Below are 17,643 nucleotides of genomic sequence, written 5' to 3' on the forward strand. Positions count from 1 at the left end.
GGGTCTTGCGCGGACCGACGGATATACGTGCAGGCAGGAGTGGCCGGCCGGAGGGGGAGGAAGGAGAATCCTTCCTCCCCCTCCGGCACAGGAGGTCGTGTTATGCGTTCGCGGGCTCTGGCTGCGCCTCGCTCACTGGTTGTGCCAGGCGGCCCGTGCGGTGCAGCCCGTAGAGGGCGGCGGCGCAGGCGAGGCCGAGTGCGACCAGTGCCAGCCACGGCAGCGCGGACATTCCGGCGGCCCGTGCGGCGTCGAGCGCGGCACCCGTCAGCAGGTTGCCGAGGGTGATGCCGATGCCGCAGATGGTGTTGTACAGGCCGTAGTGGGTGGCGACGAGGCGGTTGCCGGAGAGGCGGACGATGGTGTCCATCTCGAAGGGGTAGGCGATCATCGTGCCGATCGCGAGGAGCAGCGCGGACAGGGACGGAGGCACCGCGGCGAGCAGCCACAGCCCCACGCCGCCGTCTGGTACCGGGATGGCCGTGGCCACCAGCAGCGGAACAAAGCCCAGCCCCATGGTCAGTAGCCCCCAGGTCAGTGCGCGGCCCGGTTCCATGCGGGCCTTGCACCAGGCGGTCACCTTGGTCTGGAAGAGGATGGTGCTCAGGCCCGACACGGCGAACAGCACCGCCACCGCCGCCGTGCCGAAAGTCCCCTCGCCACCCAGGCGGCGCACCTCCAGCGGCAGGGCCAGATAGACCTGGAACTGCATGACGTAGAAGCCGATCATGGCAACCGAGAACAGCAGGAACGGCCGGTTGGCCACGATGCCCCGCCACTGGGACAGCACGCTTTCCTTTTCCTGTCCGCGCCCCGCGTCATCGCCCCGGCGAGCGGGCAGAGCCCGGATCTGGACGATGCTCAGCAGAGCGAAGATCCCGGCCGCGGTAAGGCACGTGACGCGGAAGCTCACGCCGGTCAGCAGCATGCCCACCAGCGGACCGAGCAGGATCCCGGCCTGGTAGAAGACGTTGAACAGCGCGAACGCCTCAACCCGGCGTTCACCTGCGTCCGCTGCGACGTAGGCTCGTACGGCCGGGTTGAACAGGGCCCCGGCGAGGCCCGTCGCCGCCGAAGCGGCCAGCAGGGCGGGTACGGACTCCACGAGTCCGAGAGTGGCGAAGCCGACGATGCGCAGCACCAGCCCGGCGATGATCATGGGCTTGTAGCCGAGCCGGTCGGCCAGCGTGCCGCCGAGCAGGAACATGCCCTGCTGGCTGAAGTTGCGTACGCCGAGGATCAGCCCGACCAGCCAGCCCGCCAGCCCCACGGGACCTGCCAGATACGCGGCCAGGTACGGCATCAGCATGTAGAAGCCGAGGTTGATGGTGAACTGGTTCACCATCAACAGCTGGACGCTGCGTTCGTAGGAACGGACCTGCGCGAGAGTGCTCCTCACCGGTTGCCCTCCTCAGCCCCGTCGACGTCGTCACGCCTCTCGGGGGTACCGCTGTTGTCGGACAACTCAGCTTCCGTGTCGGACGCCTCAAGTGGACCGCCCACGTTGCAGTGCGGCTCGGAGTCGGTCAGCGTCAGCGGGTCCACGACGTTCTCACACCGTGTCCAGCGGGTGACCTCCTTCTCGTCCAGGCGGCCGATCACCTCCGGCTCTGGAGCAGGCGGGGAGTCGAGCAAGCCGTGGGCGGCGCAGTAGTCGTCGTCGTAGACGGTGCCGAGATAGCGCTGCGGACCGTCAGGGAAGATCGCCGCGATCCGGGCGTCCGCAGGCAGGGTCCGGGCCAGCCAGCCCGCGACCAGCGCCACAGCCCCGACGCTCCAGCCGCCGGTGGCGTAGTGCGATGCGGCGAGCTGGCGGCAGGTCCACACCGACTCGGCCGGGGAGACCCAGTGCACCTCGCTGAAGTTGTCGTAGGCCACATTTCGCGGGTAGATGCTGGAGCCCAGGCCCCGCATCAGCCGGGGCCGGGCGGGCTGGCCGAAGATCGTCGACCCGATGGTGTCCACCCCGACCAGCTTCAGGCCCGGGTAGAGCTGCTGGAGCACCCGGGAGACTCCGGCGGAGTGCCCGCCGGTGCCCACACTGCACACCAGTACGTCGATGTGGCCGAGCTCCGTGGCCAGTTCGAGGGCGAGCGGGGTGTAGGCGGTGGTGTTGTCCGGGTTGTTGTACTGGTCCGGGCACCAGGAACCGGGGTACTGCTCCATCAGCTTGGCCACACGGTCCCGGCGCGCCTGCTGCCAGCCCCCGGTGGGATGCGGCTCGGAGACGACGTTGACCTGGGCCCCGTACGCCGTCAGCAGCTTGGACATGGACATTTCCAGGCCCGGATCGGTCACCAGAGTGACGGGGTGGCCGTAGACCATGCCGGCCAGGGCTAGCCCCAGGCCGAGCGTGCCGCTGGTCGACTCGATGATGCGGGCGCCCGGCCGGAGGTCACCGCGGGAACGAGCCCGCTCGACCATGTGCAGGCCCGGACGGTCCTTGATACCGCCGGGGTTGAAGCCCTCCAGCTTCGCCCAGAAACCTCGCCCCGCCGGGGCGAGGGGCTCCGATACCCGCAACAGCGGGGTGTTGCCGACCAGCCCGGACAGGGCAGAGCGGGTGGGGGGTGTCATGTCAGTGGTCGGAGAATGCATTGTCCGCTCTCGTTCGATGAGGTGCGTCGGATGTTCGCTCATCTCGCATGCGGCCCTTCGGGGCAGGGAACAGTCCCCGCCTCCGCGGGCGGCACGCGGCAGCCGTTGACTACGGCTGCGACCGAGAGGGTCTAGATGCGCCACCGACAGACGATCGTGAGCGTCGAGCGGCCCGGGGTGGCTATCCGGTGTCCGCGAGGTCGGGACCTGAGCGCGAACAGCCCCGCGGCCACAACCGCCGAGACACCGGTGAGAGGAAGCAGCGCTCCGGCGCGGGTCGGTGAATCCGACCCGCCGTGAATCTGGGGGATCAGGCCGGGGGAGGTGCAGGCGGCAGCGCCATGCGAATGCCCGGACTCATTCTGAAGTGCAGATTCGGCGTCCGGCGCTACGCCACCGGGCAGCACCAGCGACGGCTGGTGACCGTGGTCGCCGTCATGTGGAAGGGCGGGACAGTGAAAGAGCCCTGCCAGCAGTAGGGCGCCCAGCACCCAGGCCAGCAACCGGCGCGGCGATGGCGGGGCAGGCTGGTCCAGACGTGCGGGGGACTGGTAGTTCGGCACAGGTCCTCCGTGCGGCAGCCGTCTCCCCCGGCATCATGGGCAAGGGAGAACAGCAACAGGTCGGCGAGCAGTGGGCGAGCGCCGTCGTCCGGACCGTTCAGCCTGCAAGCGGCCGTTCGGGAAGTCGGGCGCCACAATCCGGCCAAAGTTGCGCACAACGGACATTAGCGGCCCGTTCGTTTCGCTGCGCGGTATTGGCCAGTCGGAGGCGTGCCGAATCTAGACCTGTAGCACGGTTGATGCTCTGGACTCCAAGGGTGACGAGACAGTCACCCCGGCTCTTCCTGGGGCAGCTCGTCGGACGTCCGCCTTGGGGTGCAGCAGTTCCGCACTCAACGGAGAGGGGCAGGGGGCACCGAAGGTCACTCCCTGCTGTGGCTGCCCCGGCGTGCATTCCTGTGCGGGGTGAGAGGGAGCATGGTCGTCGGGGTGCGAATCGAACGGTTCGATTTCGAGCGCCTGCTCGGCGTCAAAGGTCGAGGCTGTGGCCTGACCGCCAGCGACGCCCTGCGAGGTGGTTGTTGCGGTGGCGTTGATGTGGCCCGCGATGCCCTCGGTGCTCACGCCGTGGGCGTATACAAGGCCGAACAGCAGTGTGGCCAGCCCGAAGAGGTGCAGCAGGGCAGCCCATGGGCGTGTCCGCTGCACTCCGGGGGGAGACCAGTTCGTAACCACGCCGTGATCCTAACGCCCCGTGAGGCACAGGACCGACATCTTCCTGGGCCAAGCGCGTTAACAAGCCATGTACGGATTGCGGCAATCGCACATCATGGGCGAAACGGAAGCAGCACTCCGCAAATGGTTACGCGACGGGCGTTGCTCCGGGGCAACAGACGCCAAGCGGGGGGCAGGCCCTGGTTGGCACGTCTCACGTCTGGTGTCTCTCTCGGCTTCGCATGAGCCGTACGGATTGCCCTATCGGGATACTGTCCGACGGGCGGACGCTACTTCTGGAGGCGAACTCCGGGGGCAGCCGCATGCTGAGCTGAGCGAGGCGGCGGGGGTACCCAAACGGTCAGGGACGGGGGTCTTGCGGGACGCGTACGCCGCCCCCGGGCCCCGGGTGCCGGCCACGCGCCATCGGATGGGTCTGTGGGCTCTTTCTCTGTGGCATCCTTCTTGGCCGCCGCGTCCCTGGCTGCCTGCTTGCGCGCCGCTGTGGTCTTCTTCGTCGCGGCGTCCGCCGCGACGGCTTGGGCGTCGGCCTGCTGAGCCAAGGAGCTGACCTGTATCTGCGCCTGCTGGCCCGCGGGTACGTCTGCGAGGAGGGTCGTGTCGGCCGCCGTCGCATTGAAGTCGTTCGATGTGTTGGAGCGGACTCGTCCTCGTGCGGCCGTCCGCTGCCTGGGCATCTACCGGCTGTCAGTCGGACGGGGGCCAGGACGGGCAGACGCCACGACTCGCATGTGGTGCGTCGGCCAGCGGCGCGGGCCGGCCTTGACCGCCAAGGCGCGACTGTCGGCCGGGCGCACCATCGCGTATTGACTCAGGTTCGAGATGATGACCGACAGGGGCGAAGGTCGAGCGAACGGTGGCCGTAACCTTGTTTCCAAGAAGCTCGCCAGGTGGGGTGAAGGACCAGTCCGCCGAAGTCAGGAGATCGTGTCGAGGCCGGAACGGTCGGCCGCCTCCATCACCATGTGCCGTGCCGACCAGCATCGGACAAGGAAGCTGAAGAAGATGCCGAAACTGCAGCCTCGAGCCCGACTCGCGCTGCTCGTTGTGCTGCTCGTGGCTGCTGCCTGTTCCCTGTTGGTGTGGAGCCCGGATCGAGTGCTCTCCCAAGGCTTCACAGCCGTGGTGCCCGGTATCTGGGCAGGGCCGGCCTTCGCCGTGGTTTTCGCGTTGAGCACCCTCGCCTTCTTCCCGAAGCCTGTGCTCAACGTCGCCGCCGGGGCCATTTTCGGTATCCCCGAGGGGCTTACGCTGGCTGTGATCGGAACCACCCTCGGCGCCGTGCTGGCCTTCGTGCTCGGCCGCAGCCTCGGGCGGGAAGCGCTCCAGCCGCTCCTGAAGGGGAAGATCCTCGCCGCCATCGATCGCCGCCTCACCGATCAAGGCTTCGTCAGTGTGCTGTTGCTCCGCATCGTGCCCGGCGTCCCGTTCCAGGGGGTCAACTTCGCCGCTGCCTTCTCCGGAATGCGTCCATGGTCCTTCACGGCCGCGACTGCGCTCGGCGTGCTGCCCGGCACCGCCGCGTATGTGGTCGCCGGAGCCACGGCTTCATCCCCCACCTCGCCGGCCTTTCTTCTTTCGGTGGCTGCCATCGTCACCATGATGGTGCTTACCTTCGCCATCGTCCGGCGGGCACGGCACAAGGCCACTCGTCCGAACGCCGTCGAGCCGGTTTAACCACGGGTGGGACGAGCCGATAGTCCCGTTCCCCGAGACCGAGCTCGGCATGACGGTGGCAGACCCGGGCGCTCCGTGACTGCCCCGCCTCGGCCGCCGCGAGCACATGAGCGACATCGTCCGAGCCGTCGCCGGACTGCTTTCACACCAGCAGACCGCTACTCTCCACTGCGGCCTTCGAGCGTGAAGACCGTCAGCACTGCAGACCCCGACGTGCCAGTGCCAACCGTGCACGAGGTTGTCAGCGGCAGCCCGACGAAGTGCTGTTGCGCACACTGCCGCGCAGACCCGGGGCTGGAGATACCTCTGACCGGTTAGGCAGCCTGCCTGCCTCGTAGCGCTGCGAGGAAGGCGCCACGGGTTAACAGCGGGGTGGCAGCACATTGGGTGAACTTCCCTGCGATCCGTAGGGTGCGCCGGTGCGCCCCGGACCCCATATGCAACCTCTCACACGATCTTCACTCGCGCGAAGCCCTGGCGGAAACAATCGTGCCTCGTTCTGACGTTATCGATCTTCGAGCCAAGTAGAGGGAAGGAGTCGGGGCTGAAGCTGTTCCACACGACGACAAACGGCGTGATCGAGGTCGCGCCACGTCTTGCTGAAGCCGAGGCGGATGTGCAGGGCCTCGTCGAGGCGCACATGCAGACGATGCTAGGGGCGCGGTTCCTGGCGAGCGAGTACGCCATCGACTGCGTCGACGGCGGACGGATCGACTCACTGGGGCTCGACGAGAACGGAGCGCCGGTGATCGTGGAGTACAAGCGCGGCACCCATGCCGGGGTGATCAGCCAGGGCCTCTACTACATGTCGCGGCTGATGGCTCACAAGGATGCTTTCCGGAACCTGGTCCGTGACCGGCTCGGGGCCTCGGCCACATCCCACGTGTCGTGGAGCGCACCCCGGCTGATCTGCGTCGCCGGCGACTTCACTCGCTACGACGTCCACGCGGTACGCGAACACCGGCGCAGCATCGACCTGGTTCGCTACCGGTTCTTCGGCAGGGAACTCCTTGGACTTGAGACCGTGGCTTCAGGCACCGGGCGGAGGCTGACCGAGAAGCGGGTTCGCCGCGCCGCGGCCGGGCTGCCGCCAGTCCGCGGTCAGGGATGGGAGCTGGCGGAGTTGGCGGACGCGGTCGACGAGGTTCTGCTCGGCCTCGGGGACGGCGTCAGGCGGGTGCAGCGCAAGCAGTACCGGGCGTATCAGCGCCCACGGAACTTCGCCTGCGTCTGTCCGCCACAGAAGACCAAGCTCCTTGTCTACCTCAAGGCCGACCCGAAGGAGGTCGACCTCGTGCCCGGCTTCACCCGGGATGTGACGGGACTGGGCCACCACGGCACGGGTGACCTTGAGGTGCAATTGCGGTCCATGCGGGACGTGGAGCGAGCTGTGGATCTCCTCCGTGCCAGCTACGCAGCGGCGTAACCGTCCGGTGCGTCCGTGACACGAGCGGGTGCGGGACCGACCGCTGTGGATGTTGTGGAAGTCGTGTCTCTCGCCGTACGGGCAGGTAGTGGCGGCGGTTCATCAATGATGCGCGGGATCGCCGGTTTGGCTAACCGGCGATCCCGCGCTATGAAGCTCCGCTTCTTGGCGGGCTGCCCCCTTGTGTTGAGCCATCACCGGAATTCCATATGGGGCAGCGGTGCTTCCGGGGCGGGGCGGCCTGAAGCGCGTCTGCGACTCCCCTGGGCTGTTGCGGGCTGGCCTGCCAGACCCTGCGGGTGAGCGGGCAGTTACGGGTCCGTCAAGTGCCATTAGGAGGATGCCGTGACGGTCCAGGTGGGGTGGTCGATGGTGGGACCGGCCCAGATGCTCCAGGTGACGAGAAGGCTGTTCGGCTTTTGGGCGGCGAAGGCGTCGAGACGAAGGGGTGCTCGCTCTTGCCGGTGGCCCGGACCTTTCGGGCCGGGCCACCGGCGGGTTCAGGTCAGCGGGAGATACGCGCGGCGGGTGGAGCCGTGGTCAGCGGCGGGCCGGCTCGGGGCGGTGCCGTGGCCTTGGTGTGCGAGGTCTTGGCCCTCGGTACTGGTGATGTGGCGTGGTGCCAGCGGGTGCGCACGGCGGCCAGGTCGGCGAGCGCGCGGCGGCTGCCGACGACGAGCTGATGCGGGGTGGTCGCCGGATCGTCGGTGAACGCCTCGATGCGGCGGCCCACGTCGTGCGCGGTCGCGAGGACGGAGCGTTGGAGGATCAGCTCGCCCCAGTACTGCGGGGAACCGACCGGTGTTCCGAGGAGGTCGAGCAGCTCGGTCGGTCGGACCCCGGATGTGAGGAGGCCGCGCTGCTGGGCCTCCCACAGGACCGTGACCGGGTCGACGGGGGCCCTGCGCCGGATCAGAGCATTCAGGCACTGCCACAGCCCCGCTGGCAGGGGGTGGGTGAAATCGGCGGCGGTCAGCCACCGCATCTGCTCGACGTCAGCAGGGTGCGCCGTCGCGGTCGCGAGCAGCAGCCACTCCTCGTCGACCGCCTCGTCGACGGCGCAGAGGGCCGCGGTCGGCGCGGGTACGGGGATACGTTGTGTCGGACCGGAGTGCGGGGGGAGCCGCGCGGCGACGTCGTTCACGACGCCAGTGAGGGCGTCGGCTTCGGCGAGGGTGGTGGGAACCGGGTGCGGGAGCGAGATGTCCGTCGCGGTCTGCGCAAGGCGCTCGGCGTGGGCGCGCAGGGTGCGTCGGGCGTGATCCGTCTCGATCATCCGCGCGTACGCCGATGCGTGTCTGGGCCAGGGGCAGACCTGGATCAGGGTGTGCAGGTAGGAGGCGTTCAGTGCGCGGGCGCGCTCGCGTGCGGCGGCGAGCACCGCGTTCAGCCAGATGGTGTCCTGCGCGTGCTGGACCGGGTCGGGAGCCGGGAGGGCGCGGATTGCGGCGAACAGGGCGCCGTGCGCGTGGTTGGAGAACGAGTCGGGCTGGATCCCGGCGATGTCGGTGAGGCGGTGGGGTTCGAGGAGGAGCGCGCCGAGGAGGGCCTGCTCGGCGTAGTACACGGGCTGCGGCGGATGCGTGTCGGGCAGGTCGTCGAGGCCGTCGTCCTCGTTCGGTGCGTGGGTGCGGGGCATTAGGCGGCCAGGGTGAAGTCGTCGGGGTTGAGGGGCACACGCAGGTGCGGGGCGAGGAGGTGGCCGGCGAGGAGCGGGGGCACGGCGTTGCCGATCTGGGAGAACTGCTGGCCTTTGTTGCCCTGCCAGGGGTAGTCGGCGGGGAAGGTCTGGAGGATGCCGGCCTCGCGTGCGGTGATCCGGATCGGCTTCGGCGCGGGCTCGGTTTCGGTCTCCGGTGCGGTGCCGACGGGTTCGGCGATCCAGGTGCATTCGTTGGCGCGGTGCCCGAAGAAGAGCGTGCCTGCGGGCTCGTCCGCGCGGCGGACCGTGGCGTTGGCCTGGTTGTTGCTGCGCAGTGACCACTTACAGTGCGTGGCCTTACTGGTGAAGGTGGGGGCCGGGGCATCTGCGGGTGTGGCGGCGCGGGGGCCGTGCCTGGATGTCCAACCTGCTCCACGAGTCTGCGGTTCGAGTGTCACGGCTGCGGCGGGCCCTGGCGGGCGCCAGAGGCCGCGCTCCCGGGCGTTGGCGAGTGTCTGGCGGGAGCCGGAGGGGAATGGCTCGGGGCCGCCTCCTGGTCCGCCGCCGGCGCACACGGTGGGCACGGGCCGGTCGGTGGCGCCCCAGCCGAGGGCCTCGGCCATGGACACCCACCGGGCGCGGCCGGGCCCGAACAGCGACTCGGGTTCGGCGACTTGAGCGTGGGTGGGAGCGGGCGGTTCGGCTGTACGGACTCGGGAGGCGATCAGGATCGCGCGCCTTCTCGTCTGCGGTACGCCGTAGTCGGCGGCGTTGAGGATGCCGGTCCATACGGAGAATCCCCAACAGCGGAGGACGGCCGCGTACTGCCGCCACAGCGGCAGAACGTCGGGGACCTCCTCCATGGCGACCCACTCCGGTTCGCCCACTGTGTTCAGGGCGTGCAGGTAGCGCATGGGCTCGGCGGCCAGAAGGCTGCGCTCGTCCCGGCAGGCGGCGAGCAGCTTGGCGCGGGTGTCGCGCCCGGCCGCGAGGTCCGCGACCGCCTGGTGCACCAGCGGCTGGTCCACCAGGCCAAGGCGCTTGCCGGCCATCGACCACGCCTGGCAGGGCGGGCTCGCGATCAGCCCTACTGTCCGTCCGAGGAATGGCCGGACGGGATACAGGGCCACGTCCGTGCGAAGGGTCAACTGCCCTGCTGCCGCACGGGTCTTGCAGGCCCATTCGTCCCATTCCAGCCCGATATCCCGTACGCCGAGGACGTGAAGTGCGTGGCTCCATCCACCCGGTCCCGCAAACAAATCCAGGATCAAGAAGCCAGTCCGAAGTCGTCCTGTACGGGTGCGGCTTCCCCGCGGCAGGCCCACGGGGAGCAGCCGTCGATGACGCCCTGCTCCAGCTCCTGAAGGTCCGGTTCGGTGTCGGTGAGTTCCTGCTGCATCGCTGCCCATTCAGCGGCGGTGACGTGATCGATCGGGGCTTCGCTGAGCGGGACGCGGGAGCGGTGGAGAAACGCCTCGCCCAGCAGCCTGTTGCCGGTGGCGTTGGCGCGGGCATTTCCCCTGCGGATGGCCGCGTCGAACTCCACCACGTCCTCCCACTCCTCGGGGGAGGTGTCACGGATATGGCGCCACTGGGCGTTGCCGTGGAATGGGCATCCGAGGCAGCTCGATTTCGGGGTGTCGGCCAGGCCGAGTGAGGTCAGGTAGCGGACGCAGTCGGATCGTGACCAGCCCATGTCGATGAGCGGGTGCCGGTTGCGCATGTACTGCACGTCGGCGTCCTTGGCCCGATGGAATTCATCGGTGGAAATGCCGACCCAATGCTCGACGAAGACGTCCTTAGGGACGCGTGCCGGATAGGGGTAGCCGAGGAGTTCCCGGACTTTCTTCTTGATCGGTTTTATTTTGTATTCCCCGGTGCTTCTCTGCACTTCACTCGTTCGTGTTATGCCTCGCAGGTAGTTCGTCAATGAGTCTCCTGATTCGGTTTCAACGGCTCAGGCCGGTGGCCGCAGCCGGGATTGGAAAGGGGCTGCGGCCGTAGGCCGGAGCCGGTAACGTTATGAACGTGCGTTGATCTTCAGGGCGGCGGCATTGCGGCCGTCGCAGACGGAGTGACCGCTCTCCCGTCGGTGTGGCGGCGAGGGCTGGTCGGCCTGTGCAGTCCGTCCAACTCACTGGAGATCACGGCATGATTCCCAAGCTGACCTATGAGGCGTTGCTCGCCCGCGCAGCAACCGACCCCGCAGTCGTCGGACTCGTCCTCAAGGGCTCTCACGCTCACGACGGCATGGCCACCGAGCATTCCGACCGCGATGTGTACGTCATCGTGGCAGAGGGGCTGGATACCGGCCTTTTGGATCTCGACGGTCACCGTTCCGCTGAGGTCGATGTCGTCGTCACCACGGTCGACGATTTCCGTCGGCTCGGCGGCTATGAGCGTTATGCCCTCAGCCGCGCCCGCATTGTGATCGACCGGCTCGACGGCGAGATCGCCAAGCTCGTCGCTGCCAAGGGGCAGCTTGACAGCGACGAGGCGTTTCAGGCGGCGGCTGGTTGGCTTGATGCCTATGCCAACTCTCTGTATCGATCAGTCAAGAACGCCCGAGACGGCTACCTGCTGGCCGCCCGTCTCGACGCAGCCGACAGCGTGGGCTTCCTCCTGGAGCTGTTGTTCACGCTGGATCGTCGCCCGCGTCCCTATAACAAGTACCTGGAGTGGGAGCTGGAGAGATTCCCCCTGCCGGGATGGGAAACAGGCATGCTGCTGGACGCGATCGGACGGATCTCAGGGACTGGTGACCTGGACTTCCAGCGGCAGCTCTTCGGACGGGTCGAGGCCGTGACACGAAAAGCCGGCCTCGGGCCCACGCTGGATGCCTGGGGCGAGGATCTGCTGTTGATGCGTCCGGGGCCGGACCACCGGCCGAAGTGATCATTCTTTGCTCCCCGTCGCGCGGGGCCGAGGCTGCGGGATGCCCAGATCGACGGCGGGACGTCGTGTCCGGCGTTGGGTTTCGTCGCGCTTGGCGCGGAGGAAGGTGAGTGTGAGGTTGATGCCCTCGACCTCACCAAGCCAGTTCTCTTCCTCGGCCCGCCGTAGGCGGGCGAGGAGGTCGGCTTCGAGTTCTTCGAGGCGGCCGAGCATCTTCGGGCTGATGTGGAGCACCGGGCAGCGGATGCATGCGTGTTCGTGTTGGCAGGGGGTGCCGTAGGGACGTCCGCAGGAGCCGAGTTCGACCTTGCGCCGGTCGAAGTGTTCCTCGAATTCGGACCACTCCTCGTTGGTCGCGTCGCGGTACTCGCCTTGGGGACGGATATGGCGTCGGTGCTGGAGGTGCTCCTGGTAGTGGCGGACGACGTCCTCGTCGAAGACCGCGACGTATCCACGAGTGGTTTGGATGTTGAGGTGGCCCAGCAGGGCGGCGCCGATGTGGATTGGCAGTCCGCTGTTGACGAGTTCCGTCGCGAAGATCCTTCGGAAGTCGTGCGGGGTGAACTTCAGCCCTCGGAATTCGTGGTGCGTCTCGGCAAGCTGTTCGCAGAGCCTGGCGAGCATGACCTGGAAGGTCGCGCTGCTGAAGACCATCGGGGTCGTGCCGTTCTGCCGCTGGAAGAGGAACGGCATCGGTGCGCTCCACACCTTGTCGTGGTAGTCGAACCGGCTGACCAGGGGGATCGGCCGGCCGGTGCGGGTGTGGCGGCGGATGACCGAGGCGACGACGTGGAAGAGCTCGGCGGACATCGGGATGACGCGCTCGCGGTCGGTCTTCGAGGGCGCGATGACCAGGAGCGCGATGACCTCGCCGTCTGCCCGCTGATATTGGCGGATGCTCAGGTGGGTCAGTTCGCAGAGCTCTTCGATGCGCACGCCTGAGTGCCGCAGGGTCTCGACCGTGGCCCATTCCCAGAAGGCGGCCTCCTCATCGGTGCCGATGTGGATGATCCGGCCGCTGTCGACCTCCCGGACGCGGGTGGGGACCGCGTCGCCGTGACGCAGGAACTTACGGTCAGATTCGCTAATGACGCGCCGGTACTCGGTGCCCTCATGGGTAAACACCTCGTCCTCGGCGGCCTTGTCGGCCCGTTCCAGCAGCAGGCGGGCCCGGTCGTAGCGGGTCTCGACGTGGTTGACCAGCAGCGGAAGCAGCGGCTGGCGCTGGCGGGTGCGGTCGGCGGAGCGTTCGTTGACGCGCCGGCGCCGGGCGCCGAGGCCGCGCAGTTCAGCGGGAGGAACCGGGCAGGGGGCGACCCAGACCGCCCAGCGTTCGGGTTCTTCGGCGGCCCAGGTGTGCAGGTCGTAGTAGAAGCTGCGCAGTGCGATGACGATGCTGTCCTGGCCGACGCGGGGCTTGCCGTCGTCCTTGACGGTGATCATCTGGCGCCAGGTCGTGTAGTCCTCCGGCGAGATCCGCAAGTCTTTCTGGTCCGGGTTGATCGTTTCGATGTTCTTCCAGAAATGGCGGGTGAGCTTGCAGATGAGGTCCTTGAGGGTGGCGTAGTCGGTGTCGGCCTTGCGGCGGGCGAAGTAGTCGATGAGCAGGCCGCGCACGGCCTGGTTGGAGATCTCGTACTGATCGACGAGTTCCTCGATGCTGCGCTGTCCGCGCAGCAGGGCAGCCCGCATCGACTCGGGCGTCGACGGCGGGAAGTGCCCCATCGCATGCAGGACGTTCCAGACGCCCCGGCCGATCAGGCGGTTGGACACCGGACTGCCCGGATTCAGGCTGGAACGTGCCTTCCGGTTCTCATGGGTGAAGTGCAGCAACGCGGCCGGGGTGACATCGCTGAGGGCGACGCCCTGGATGGTCAGCAGCATGCACAGCTCGTTGATCGCGTCGCGGCGGTGCACCTGGCGGAACTGGTGGGCGCGCACCTGCTCGGCGTATTCGTGCAGGAGCGGATCCTCCTGGGCGGCGATGAACATCGCCCCGTAGTTCGGCAGAGGATTGCGCCGGAAGGCGAGCGGTGTCGGCTGGATGACTCGCAGGCAGTACAGAGCCCGGATTCCAGCGACGACGCCGTTGCCCGTAGTCCGGCGCGATCCCACCTCTTCCGCAGCGATCTGCCCCTGCCCCAGCGGGCTGGCGTCCCATCGCTCCTGCCACCTCTTCCCGGGGAAGGTGAGGAGGTACTCCAGCAGCACGCGCGTGGAGTCTTTCCAGTTCAGGCGGGTGGCGCGGGGCCTGTCGGGCCAGATCGAGGAGGAGCCGGCCACCTGCGACAGGGCTGAGACGGAGGCGGTTGCAAACTCTCCATGCGGCCGCGGAGGCGTAGCCGCGACGGCGGGCTCCGGTGTGATTGGGCCGCCGACGAAGCGGCTGGGGAACTGGAGGCCCTCGGCGACCGGGCCGTGGCGGCGGCTGAGGCCGGTGGTACGGAGCTGCGTCTCAGGCACCGAACACCGCCGCGATGTCGTCGGCGGCATAGCCGGTGGGGTAGCTCCGCTCAATGCGCGGGGCGTTGTAGTGCTCGGTGAGCTTGTCGAAGATCTCCTCGACGCGGACCGCCAGGTAGCGGCTGGTGGTCTGGATGTTGGCGTGGCGCAGGACGGCCTGGACCTCGGGCAGGGTGAGCTTGCCGCCGTTGGCCATCCGGTTGGCGGCGGTGTGCCGCAGGTCGTGCAGGGTCCAGTTGGTGCCCAGTGCCTCGTTGGCGCGCTGGAGGACGCGGCGCATCGCCCAGTAGGACATCGGCCGGTCCGCCCCGCGACGGGTCCGCCACAACGGCTCGTCCGTCGGCGGGGTGCCGATCTCATCGAGGTAGCGGGCCATGCGCACGAACGCCTGCGGCGAGGCCGGAACCGCCTGGCGTTCCCGCGTGCCCTTGGAGATCACGTAGATCTTCTGGCCCGCCCAGTCGAGATCGCCGATGCCGACGCCGAGCAGTTCCTCGGCGCGGGCGCCGCTGGAGACGTAGAACTCCAGCAGAGCGCGGTCGCGCTCGCAGCCCATGCGCTCGAACAGCTCGTCCCACAGCTGGTCGGGGATCGACCGGGGCGGTCGGTCGGCGACCTTCTGCCGCAGCCGGGCCCGGCCGAGCACCGGCTTGGGCTCCAGCGGGCTGCGGTGGGCCAGCGCCCGGCGACGCTGCGGCGAGACGGGGACCGGGTTGGTGACCGGACCGTTGCCCTGGTGGGCGTGGAACTCGTAGAACCCGCTGACCACCGACAAGGCGTGGTTGATCGTCCGCGGTGCGTACCCGGCCCGCAGCACCGGCTTCCCGGTCCGCAGATTCACCGAGCCCGGGGCCGGTCCGTCCGCCGATTTCCGTCGGCGCTGCGGGTTCACCGCCGAGCGCAGCCAGCCGGTCAGAGCAGCCGTCTCGGCCTCGGTCGCCTTCTCCCAGGTCACACCGAGCAGCCACAGCAGCCGGAACCAGCGCAGCAGCCCGTACCCGTAGCTGCGGACCGTCAGCGGACTGCTGTCGTTGAGGGCCAGGTCCCGCAGGTACGCGGTGACCGGCTTGATCTCGTCGTCGTACCCGTTGACGACGATGTACGGCGGATGGACGCCTCGCGCCGGGAGCACAGCCCCGACGCGGGGAATATCCGCCCGTCCCTCCATGAGTTCGTGTCGCAGGTCCACTTCCACTCTCCTCGTTGATCTCGGGGACCGTCACCGCGATCAACGAGAAGAGATGGTGCAGATAACGGTGCACTGGCGCCGGGTCATCCGGGTCTGCCATCCTTGTTGAGGATGTAGAGGGGCATGGAGGCGAAGCGGTGTTCCGGGTTCAGGGCGTCCTTGCGGAGGTTCCCTGAGGAGACGCGGAGGATGGGTATGCCTGCGGGTTCGGCTATTTCGCGTTCTAGGCGGTCCAGGTGGGCATATACAGCTCGGGGTTCCCAGCCTGTGTCGGCGAAAATGGCGAAGTCGGCCTTCGGGAGGATGCCTTCCGCTGACAGGGCGAGCATGGCGCTGGATTGAATGCCGGCACCTAGTGAAATGGCTCGGAAAGCGGGGAGTTCGGAAATGACAGGTCCTTGACGAGGCGGGGGCGGGGGTGTGGCCCGGCGGCGAGGTGGGCGATGCGGGCGCTGATGAGTGTGGGGTGGCGGATGGGCAGGGCGTGCGTGGCGCGGGGGACGATCTCCAGGCGGGCGGCGGGCAGGTGCTCGGCCAGATGTGTGGTGAGGGCGGCGGGGATGTGTCGGTCGTCCGCGCCGGCCATCAGCAGCAGCCGTCCGCCGAGGTGCTCCAGCGCGGGCAAGTGCCGTGCCCGGTAGCGGCGCAGGGACTGCCAGAGCGCGGCGAGATCCGCGGTGGGGGTGTGGCGTACGCCGTGGCGGCACGGCGGCGGCCCCTCGGCCGGTTCGGCTCTCGGGTGAGGGGCGAGGGTGTAGCGGTGGGCGTCGGGCAGCAGGCGTCGTACCCGGTCCACGGCCCGGGGCGCGTGGGTGCAGACCAGGGCGAACAGGCCGCGTCCGGCGGCCAGAAGCAGGGCACGCGGGCTGCGGCCGGGCAGAACGCTCGTTCCGTGGGCGGTGGCCGACAGCAGCACCATGCCCCGGATCCGGGGCAGGAGCTGGGGGTACAGGGCGGCGAGTTCCTGCAGGACGAGGGCGCCCAGGGAATGACCGGCGAGCACCAGCGGCCCGGTGGGGGCGAGGGCGCGCAGGATTTTATGCAGGTCCTCGGCGAGCTGCTCGATGGTCAGCGGTGCATCGCCGCGCGGGCTGCGGCCGTGCGCGCGCTGGTCGTAGCGCACGACGCTGAAGCCGAGGCCAGTCAGGTGCCGGGCGTGGACGCGCCATAGGTCCGCGGTGACCGACGCGCCGTGCACCAGCACGATCGTCGCGCCGTCGGACCGCAGGTGGGTGGGGATGTCGCGGTAGACGGATAGGGGAGTGCCGTCGGCGGCGGAGACCGACAACACCTCCGTGGCAGGAGGCGGATTGAGCACAGAGGGACTCCGGAAGGGGGGGATCAGCAGGGGGCAGCCGTGTGCCGCCCCACGTCGCGCTGGCGACGCCGGCGGTTCGGCCCGCCTGTGGCTGGGCATGGGACGGGGCGGGCGGATGCCGAGCATGGGCTTGAGGTGCGCGGGCCGTCAGCGGCGACGGGCACGGGGTGCGCGGGCGTTTGGGGCGCTGGGGCGTGCGGTGAGATGCAGCGGCGGCGCGGCTGGCCAGAGTTGGGTCGCCGAGGAGGGGTATGTGGCGCGGGAGAGGTGGTTGAGGACAGCCAGTCCCTTGTGGGTCAGTGCCACGCGTTGACTGATGACATACGCGGGGTCGGCGGTGCGGTCGCGGTAGGCCAGGCCCTTGCGTTCCAGGGCGTTCCACGTGGTGATCGCGATGTGCGACGAGGTCTGGGTGTCCCCAAAGTGCGAACCGTTGCTCCGTTGCCGGACACGGCTGGGCATCCGGGCGAGAACCCGCAGGGCAGCGCGCTGCTGCCAGGTCAGGCGCCGGGCGATGGCCGACAGCTCAGGTATGGAGAACGGCGGTTCGACAGGACCGGAGGGAGGAGTATCCCAGTGCCGCGTGGAATGAGCCGGCGAGCCCGGTGGGGTGGTACCGGTCATCGCCTGCGTCCCGTGGCCTGCTTCGCCGCAGGCAGGACGGCGTATTGGCTGTCCGTGATCTTCGGAGCCGCCGTAGCCTGATTCTGTTCGGCGTGCTGCTTCAGGTCGCGGGTGATACCGCTGGCGAGGTAATCGCAGCCGGTGTGGGCCAGGTCGAGCTGGTGGGCGGCCTCCGCGAGGTGCTCTGCCATGGCGGGGATGGCCTGAGCGTGCCGTGCCTTGCGCACGGCTGCTTCATCGGCCGGCGGACCGGGGAACGGGGCACCTTCCAGCGGGTTTTCGAGGAGCGCGGCGGCCAGGTCGGAGGAGGCGACGGTGGCGGAGTAGACGACGGAGGCGAGTGCCTCCAGAGCCGGGCGGCTGCCGGGTACAGCGGTGTACTGGCTGCCGTCGAGGGCGGCGAGGCACTCCATGGCACGGTGGGCCAGCTCGTTCGTGGCCGTGATCTTCGATGTGAGCTGCTGGCGGGCGTCGGTGCCGGGTGGCAGGGCGAGCGAGCGGACCTCGCTGTGCAAGTCGTGGAAGTGGCTGCCGAGTTGGCGTAGGCGGTTGATCTCTGCATGCAAGTCGATC

14 protein-coding genes and 2 pseudogenes are annotated in these 17,643 nt (G+C 68.6%); 4 read left to right on the forward strand and 12 right to left on the reverse strand.

The features are described from left to right. Window positions 1–100 precede the first annotated feature (100 nt). Window positions 101–1,399, reverse strand: coding sequence for an MDR family MFS transporter (locus ACPXCS_RS38000; protein WP_425952049.1), 1,299 nt, complete (start codon window positions 1,397–1,399; stop codon window positions 101–103). Further along, window positions 1,396–2,598, reverse strand: a complete 1,203-nt coding sequence (locus ACPXCS_RS38005; RefSeq protein ID WP_425952048.1) for a PLP-dependent cysteine synthase family protein — start codon at window positions 2,596–2,598, stop codon at window positions 1,396–1,398. The genes ACPXCS_RS38000 and ACPXCS_RS38005 overlap by 4 nt, the downstream gene beginning before the upstream one ends. Before the next feature lie 347 nt (window positions 2,599–2,945). Here ACPXCS_RS38005 and ACPXCS_RS38010 point away from each other — a divergent pair, with 347 nt between their 5' ends. Further along, window positions 2,946–3,077 carry a hypothetical protein gene (locus ACPXCS_RS38010; protein WP_425971223.1) on the forward strand — a complete coding sequence of 44 codons (132 nt, stop codon included), beginning with the start codon at window positions 2,946–2,948 and terminating at the stop codon, window positions 3,075–3,077. 1,187 nt (window positions 3,078–4,264) lie between these two features. Here the strand turns inward: ACPXCS_RS38010 and ACPXCS_RS38015 are convergent. Beyond that, window positions 4,265–4,513: pseudogene (locus ACPXCS_RS38015) on the reverse strand (lytic transglycosylase domain-containing protein); the annotation flags it as partial. A gap of 328 nt (window positions 4,514–4,841) precedes the next feature. Between ACPXCS_RS38015 and ACPXCS_RS38020 the strand changes: the two are divergent. Both ACPXCS_RS38020 and ACPXCS_RS38025 read left to right on the forward strand, forming a co-directional pair. After that, window positions 4,842–5,513 carry a TVP38/TMEM64 family protein gene (locus ACPXCS_RS38020; protein WP_425952047.1) on the forward strand — a complete coding sequence of 224 codons (672 nt, stop codon included), beginning with the start codon at window positions 4,842–4,844 and terminating at the stop codon, window positions 5,511–5,513. Between the two features lie 574 nt (window positions 5,514–6,087). Beyond that, window positions 6,088–6,939 carry a DUF5655 domain-containing protein gene (locus ACPXCS_RS38025; RefSeq protein ID WP_425952046.1) on the forward strand — a complete coding sequence of 284 codons (852 nt, stop codon included), beginning with the start codon at window positions 6,088–6,090 and terminating at the stop codon, window positions 6,937–6,939. Window positions 6,940–7,444: 505 nt separating this feature from the next. On the opposite strand, the gene ACPXCS_RS38030 is transcribed toward ACPXCS_RS38025, so the two are convergent. From ACPXCS_RS38030 to ACPXCS_RS38040, 3 genes are read right to left on the reverse strand one after another with little or no spacing between them, the layout of a single operon-like run. Further along, complete coding sequence (locus tag ACPXCS_RS38030; RefSeq protein WP_425952045.1) at window positions 7,445–8,578, reverse strand: DnaB-like helicase N-terminal domain-containing protein; 1,134 nt, start codon at window positions 8,576–8,578, stop codon at window positions 7,445–7,447. Then, window positions 8,578–9,852, reverse strand: coding sequence for a DNA cytosine methyltransferase (locus ACPXCS_RS38035; RefSeq protein WP_425952044.1), 1,275 nt, complete (start codon window positions 9,850–9,852; stop codon window positions 8,578–8,580). The genes ACPXCS_RS38030 and ACPXCS_RS38035 overlap by 1 nt, the downstream gene beginning before the upstream one ends. After that, the gene (locus ACPXCS_RS38040) at window positions 9,849–10,511 is read right to left on the reverse strand and encodes a hypothetical protein (RefSeq protein ID WP_425952043.1); all 663 of its coding nucleotides are present in this window, start codon (window positions 10,509–10,511) and stop codon (window positions 9,849–9,851) included. The genes ACPXCS_RS38035 and ACPXCS_RS38040 overlap by 4 nt, the downstream gene beginning before the upstream one ends. 221 nt (window positions 10,512–10,732) lie before the next feature. On the opposite strand from ACPXCS_RS38040, the gene ACPXCS_RS38045 reads away from it, so the two are divergent. After that, window positions 10,733–11,476 (forward strand): hypothetical protein, encoded by a 744-nt coding sequence (locus tag ACPXCS_RS38045; RefSeq protein ID WP_425952042.1) that lies wholly within the window; start codon window positions 10,733–10,735, stop codon window positions 11,474–11,476. On the opposite strand, the gene ACPXCS_RS38050 is transcribed toward ACPXCS_RS38045, so the two are convergent. From ACPXCS_RS38050 to ACPXCS_RS38075, 6 genes and pseudogenes are all read right to left on the reverse strand, one after another. Next, window positions 11,477–13,969 (reverse strand): tyrosine-type recombinase/integrase, encoded by a 2,493-nt coding sequence (locus tag ACPXCS_RS38050; RefSeq protein ID WP_425952041.1) that lies wholly within the window; start codon window positions 13,967–13,969, stop codon window positions 11,477–11,479. Then, entirely contained in the window at window positions 13,932–15,128 is a 1,197-nt protein-coding gene (locus ACPXCS_RS38055) for a tyrosine-type recombinase/integrase (RefSeq protein WP_425952040.1), read from the reverse strand. Before ACPXCS_RS38055 ends, ACPXCS_RS38050 begins: the two co-directional genes overlap by 38 nt. A 66-nt stretch (window positions 15,129–15,194) precedes the next feature. Beyond that, window positions 15,195–15,457: pseudogene (locus ACPXCS_RS38060) on the reverse strand (hypothetical protein); the annotation flags it as partial. Window positions 15,458–15,480: 23 nt separating this feature from the next. After that, complete coding sequence (locus tag ACPXCS_RS38065) at window positions 15,481–16,419, reverse strand: alpha/beta fold hydrolase (protein ID WP_425952039.1); 939 nt, start codon at window positions 16,417–16,419, stop codon at window positions 15,481–15,483. Window positions 16,420–16,593: 174 nt separating this feature from the next. Next, window positions 16,594–17,070: a hypothetical protein gene (locus ACPXCS_RS38070; RefSeq protein ID WP_425952038.1), complete on the reverse strand. Its 477-nt coding sequence runs from the start codon at window positions 17,068–17,070 to the stop codon at window positions 16,594–16,596. Next, on the reverse strand, window positions 17,067–17,636 hold the full coding sequence (locus ACPXCS_RS38075; protein ID WP_425952037.1) for a hypothetical protein: 570 nt from the start codon (window positions 17,634–17,636) through the stop codon (window positions 17,067–17,069). The genes ACPXCS_RS38070 and ACPXCS_RS38075 overlap by 4 nt, the downstream gene beginning before the upstream one ends. Window positions 17,637–17,643: the final 7 nt, after the last annotated feature.

It is taken from the genome of Streptomyces sp. DT190, assembly GCF_049846985.1.
Taxonomy (GTDB): domain Bacteria; phylum Actinomycetota; class Actinomycetes; order Streptomycetales; family Streptomycetaceae; genus Streptomyces.

Excerpts from the sequence above, each read along its gene's own strand:
- ACPXCS_RS38045 (WP_425952042.1), top strand. The coding sequence starts at position 10,733 with ATGATTCCCAAGCTGACCTATGAGGCGTTGCTCGCCCGCGCAGCAACC.
- ACPXCS_RS38070 (WP_425952038.1), bottom strand. The coding sequence starts at position 17,070 with ATGACCGGTACCACCCCACCGGGCTCGCCGGCTCATTCCACGCGGCAC.
- ACPXCS_RS38050 (WP_425952041.1), bottom strand. The coding sequence starts at position 13,969 with ATGCCGCCGACGACATCGCGGCGGTGTTCGGTGCCTGAGACGCAGCTC.
- ACPXCS_RS38005 (WP_425952048.1), bottom strand. The coding sequence starts at position 2,598 with ATGCATTCTCCGACCACTGACATGACACCCCCCACCCGCTCTGCCCTG.
- ACPXCS_RS38010 (WP_425971223.1), top strand. The coding sequence starts at position 2,946 with ATGCCCGGACTCATTCTGAAGTGCAGATTCGGCGTCCGGCGCTACGCC.
- ACPXCS_RS38030 (WP_425952045.1), bottom strand. The coding sequence starts at position 8,578 with ATGCCCCGCACCCACGCACCGAACGAGGACGACGGCCTCGACGACCTG.
- ACPXCS_RS38020 (WP_425952047.1), top strand. The coding sequence starts at position 4,842 with ATGCCGAAACTGCAGCCTCGAGCCCGACTCGCGCTGCTCGTTGTGCTG.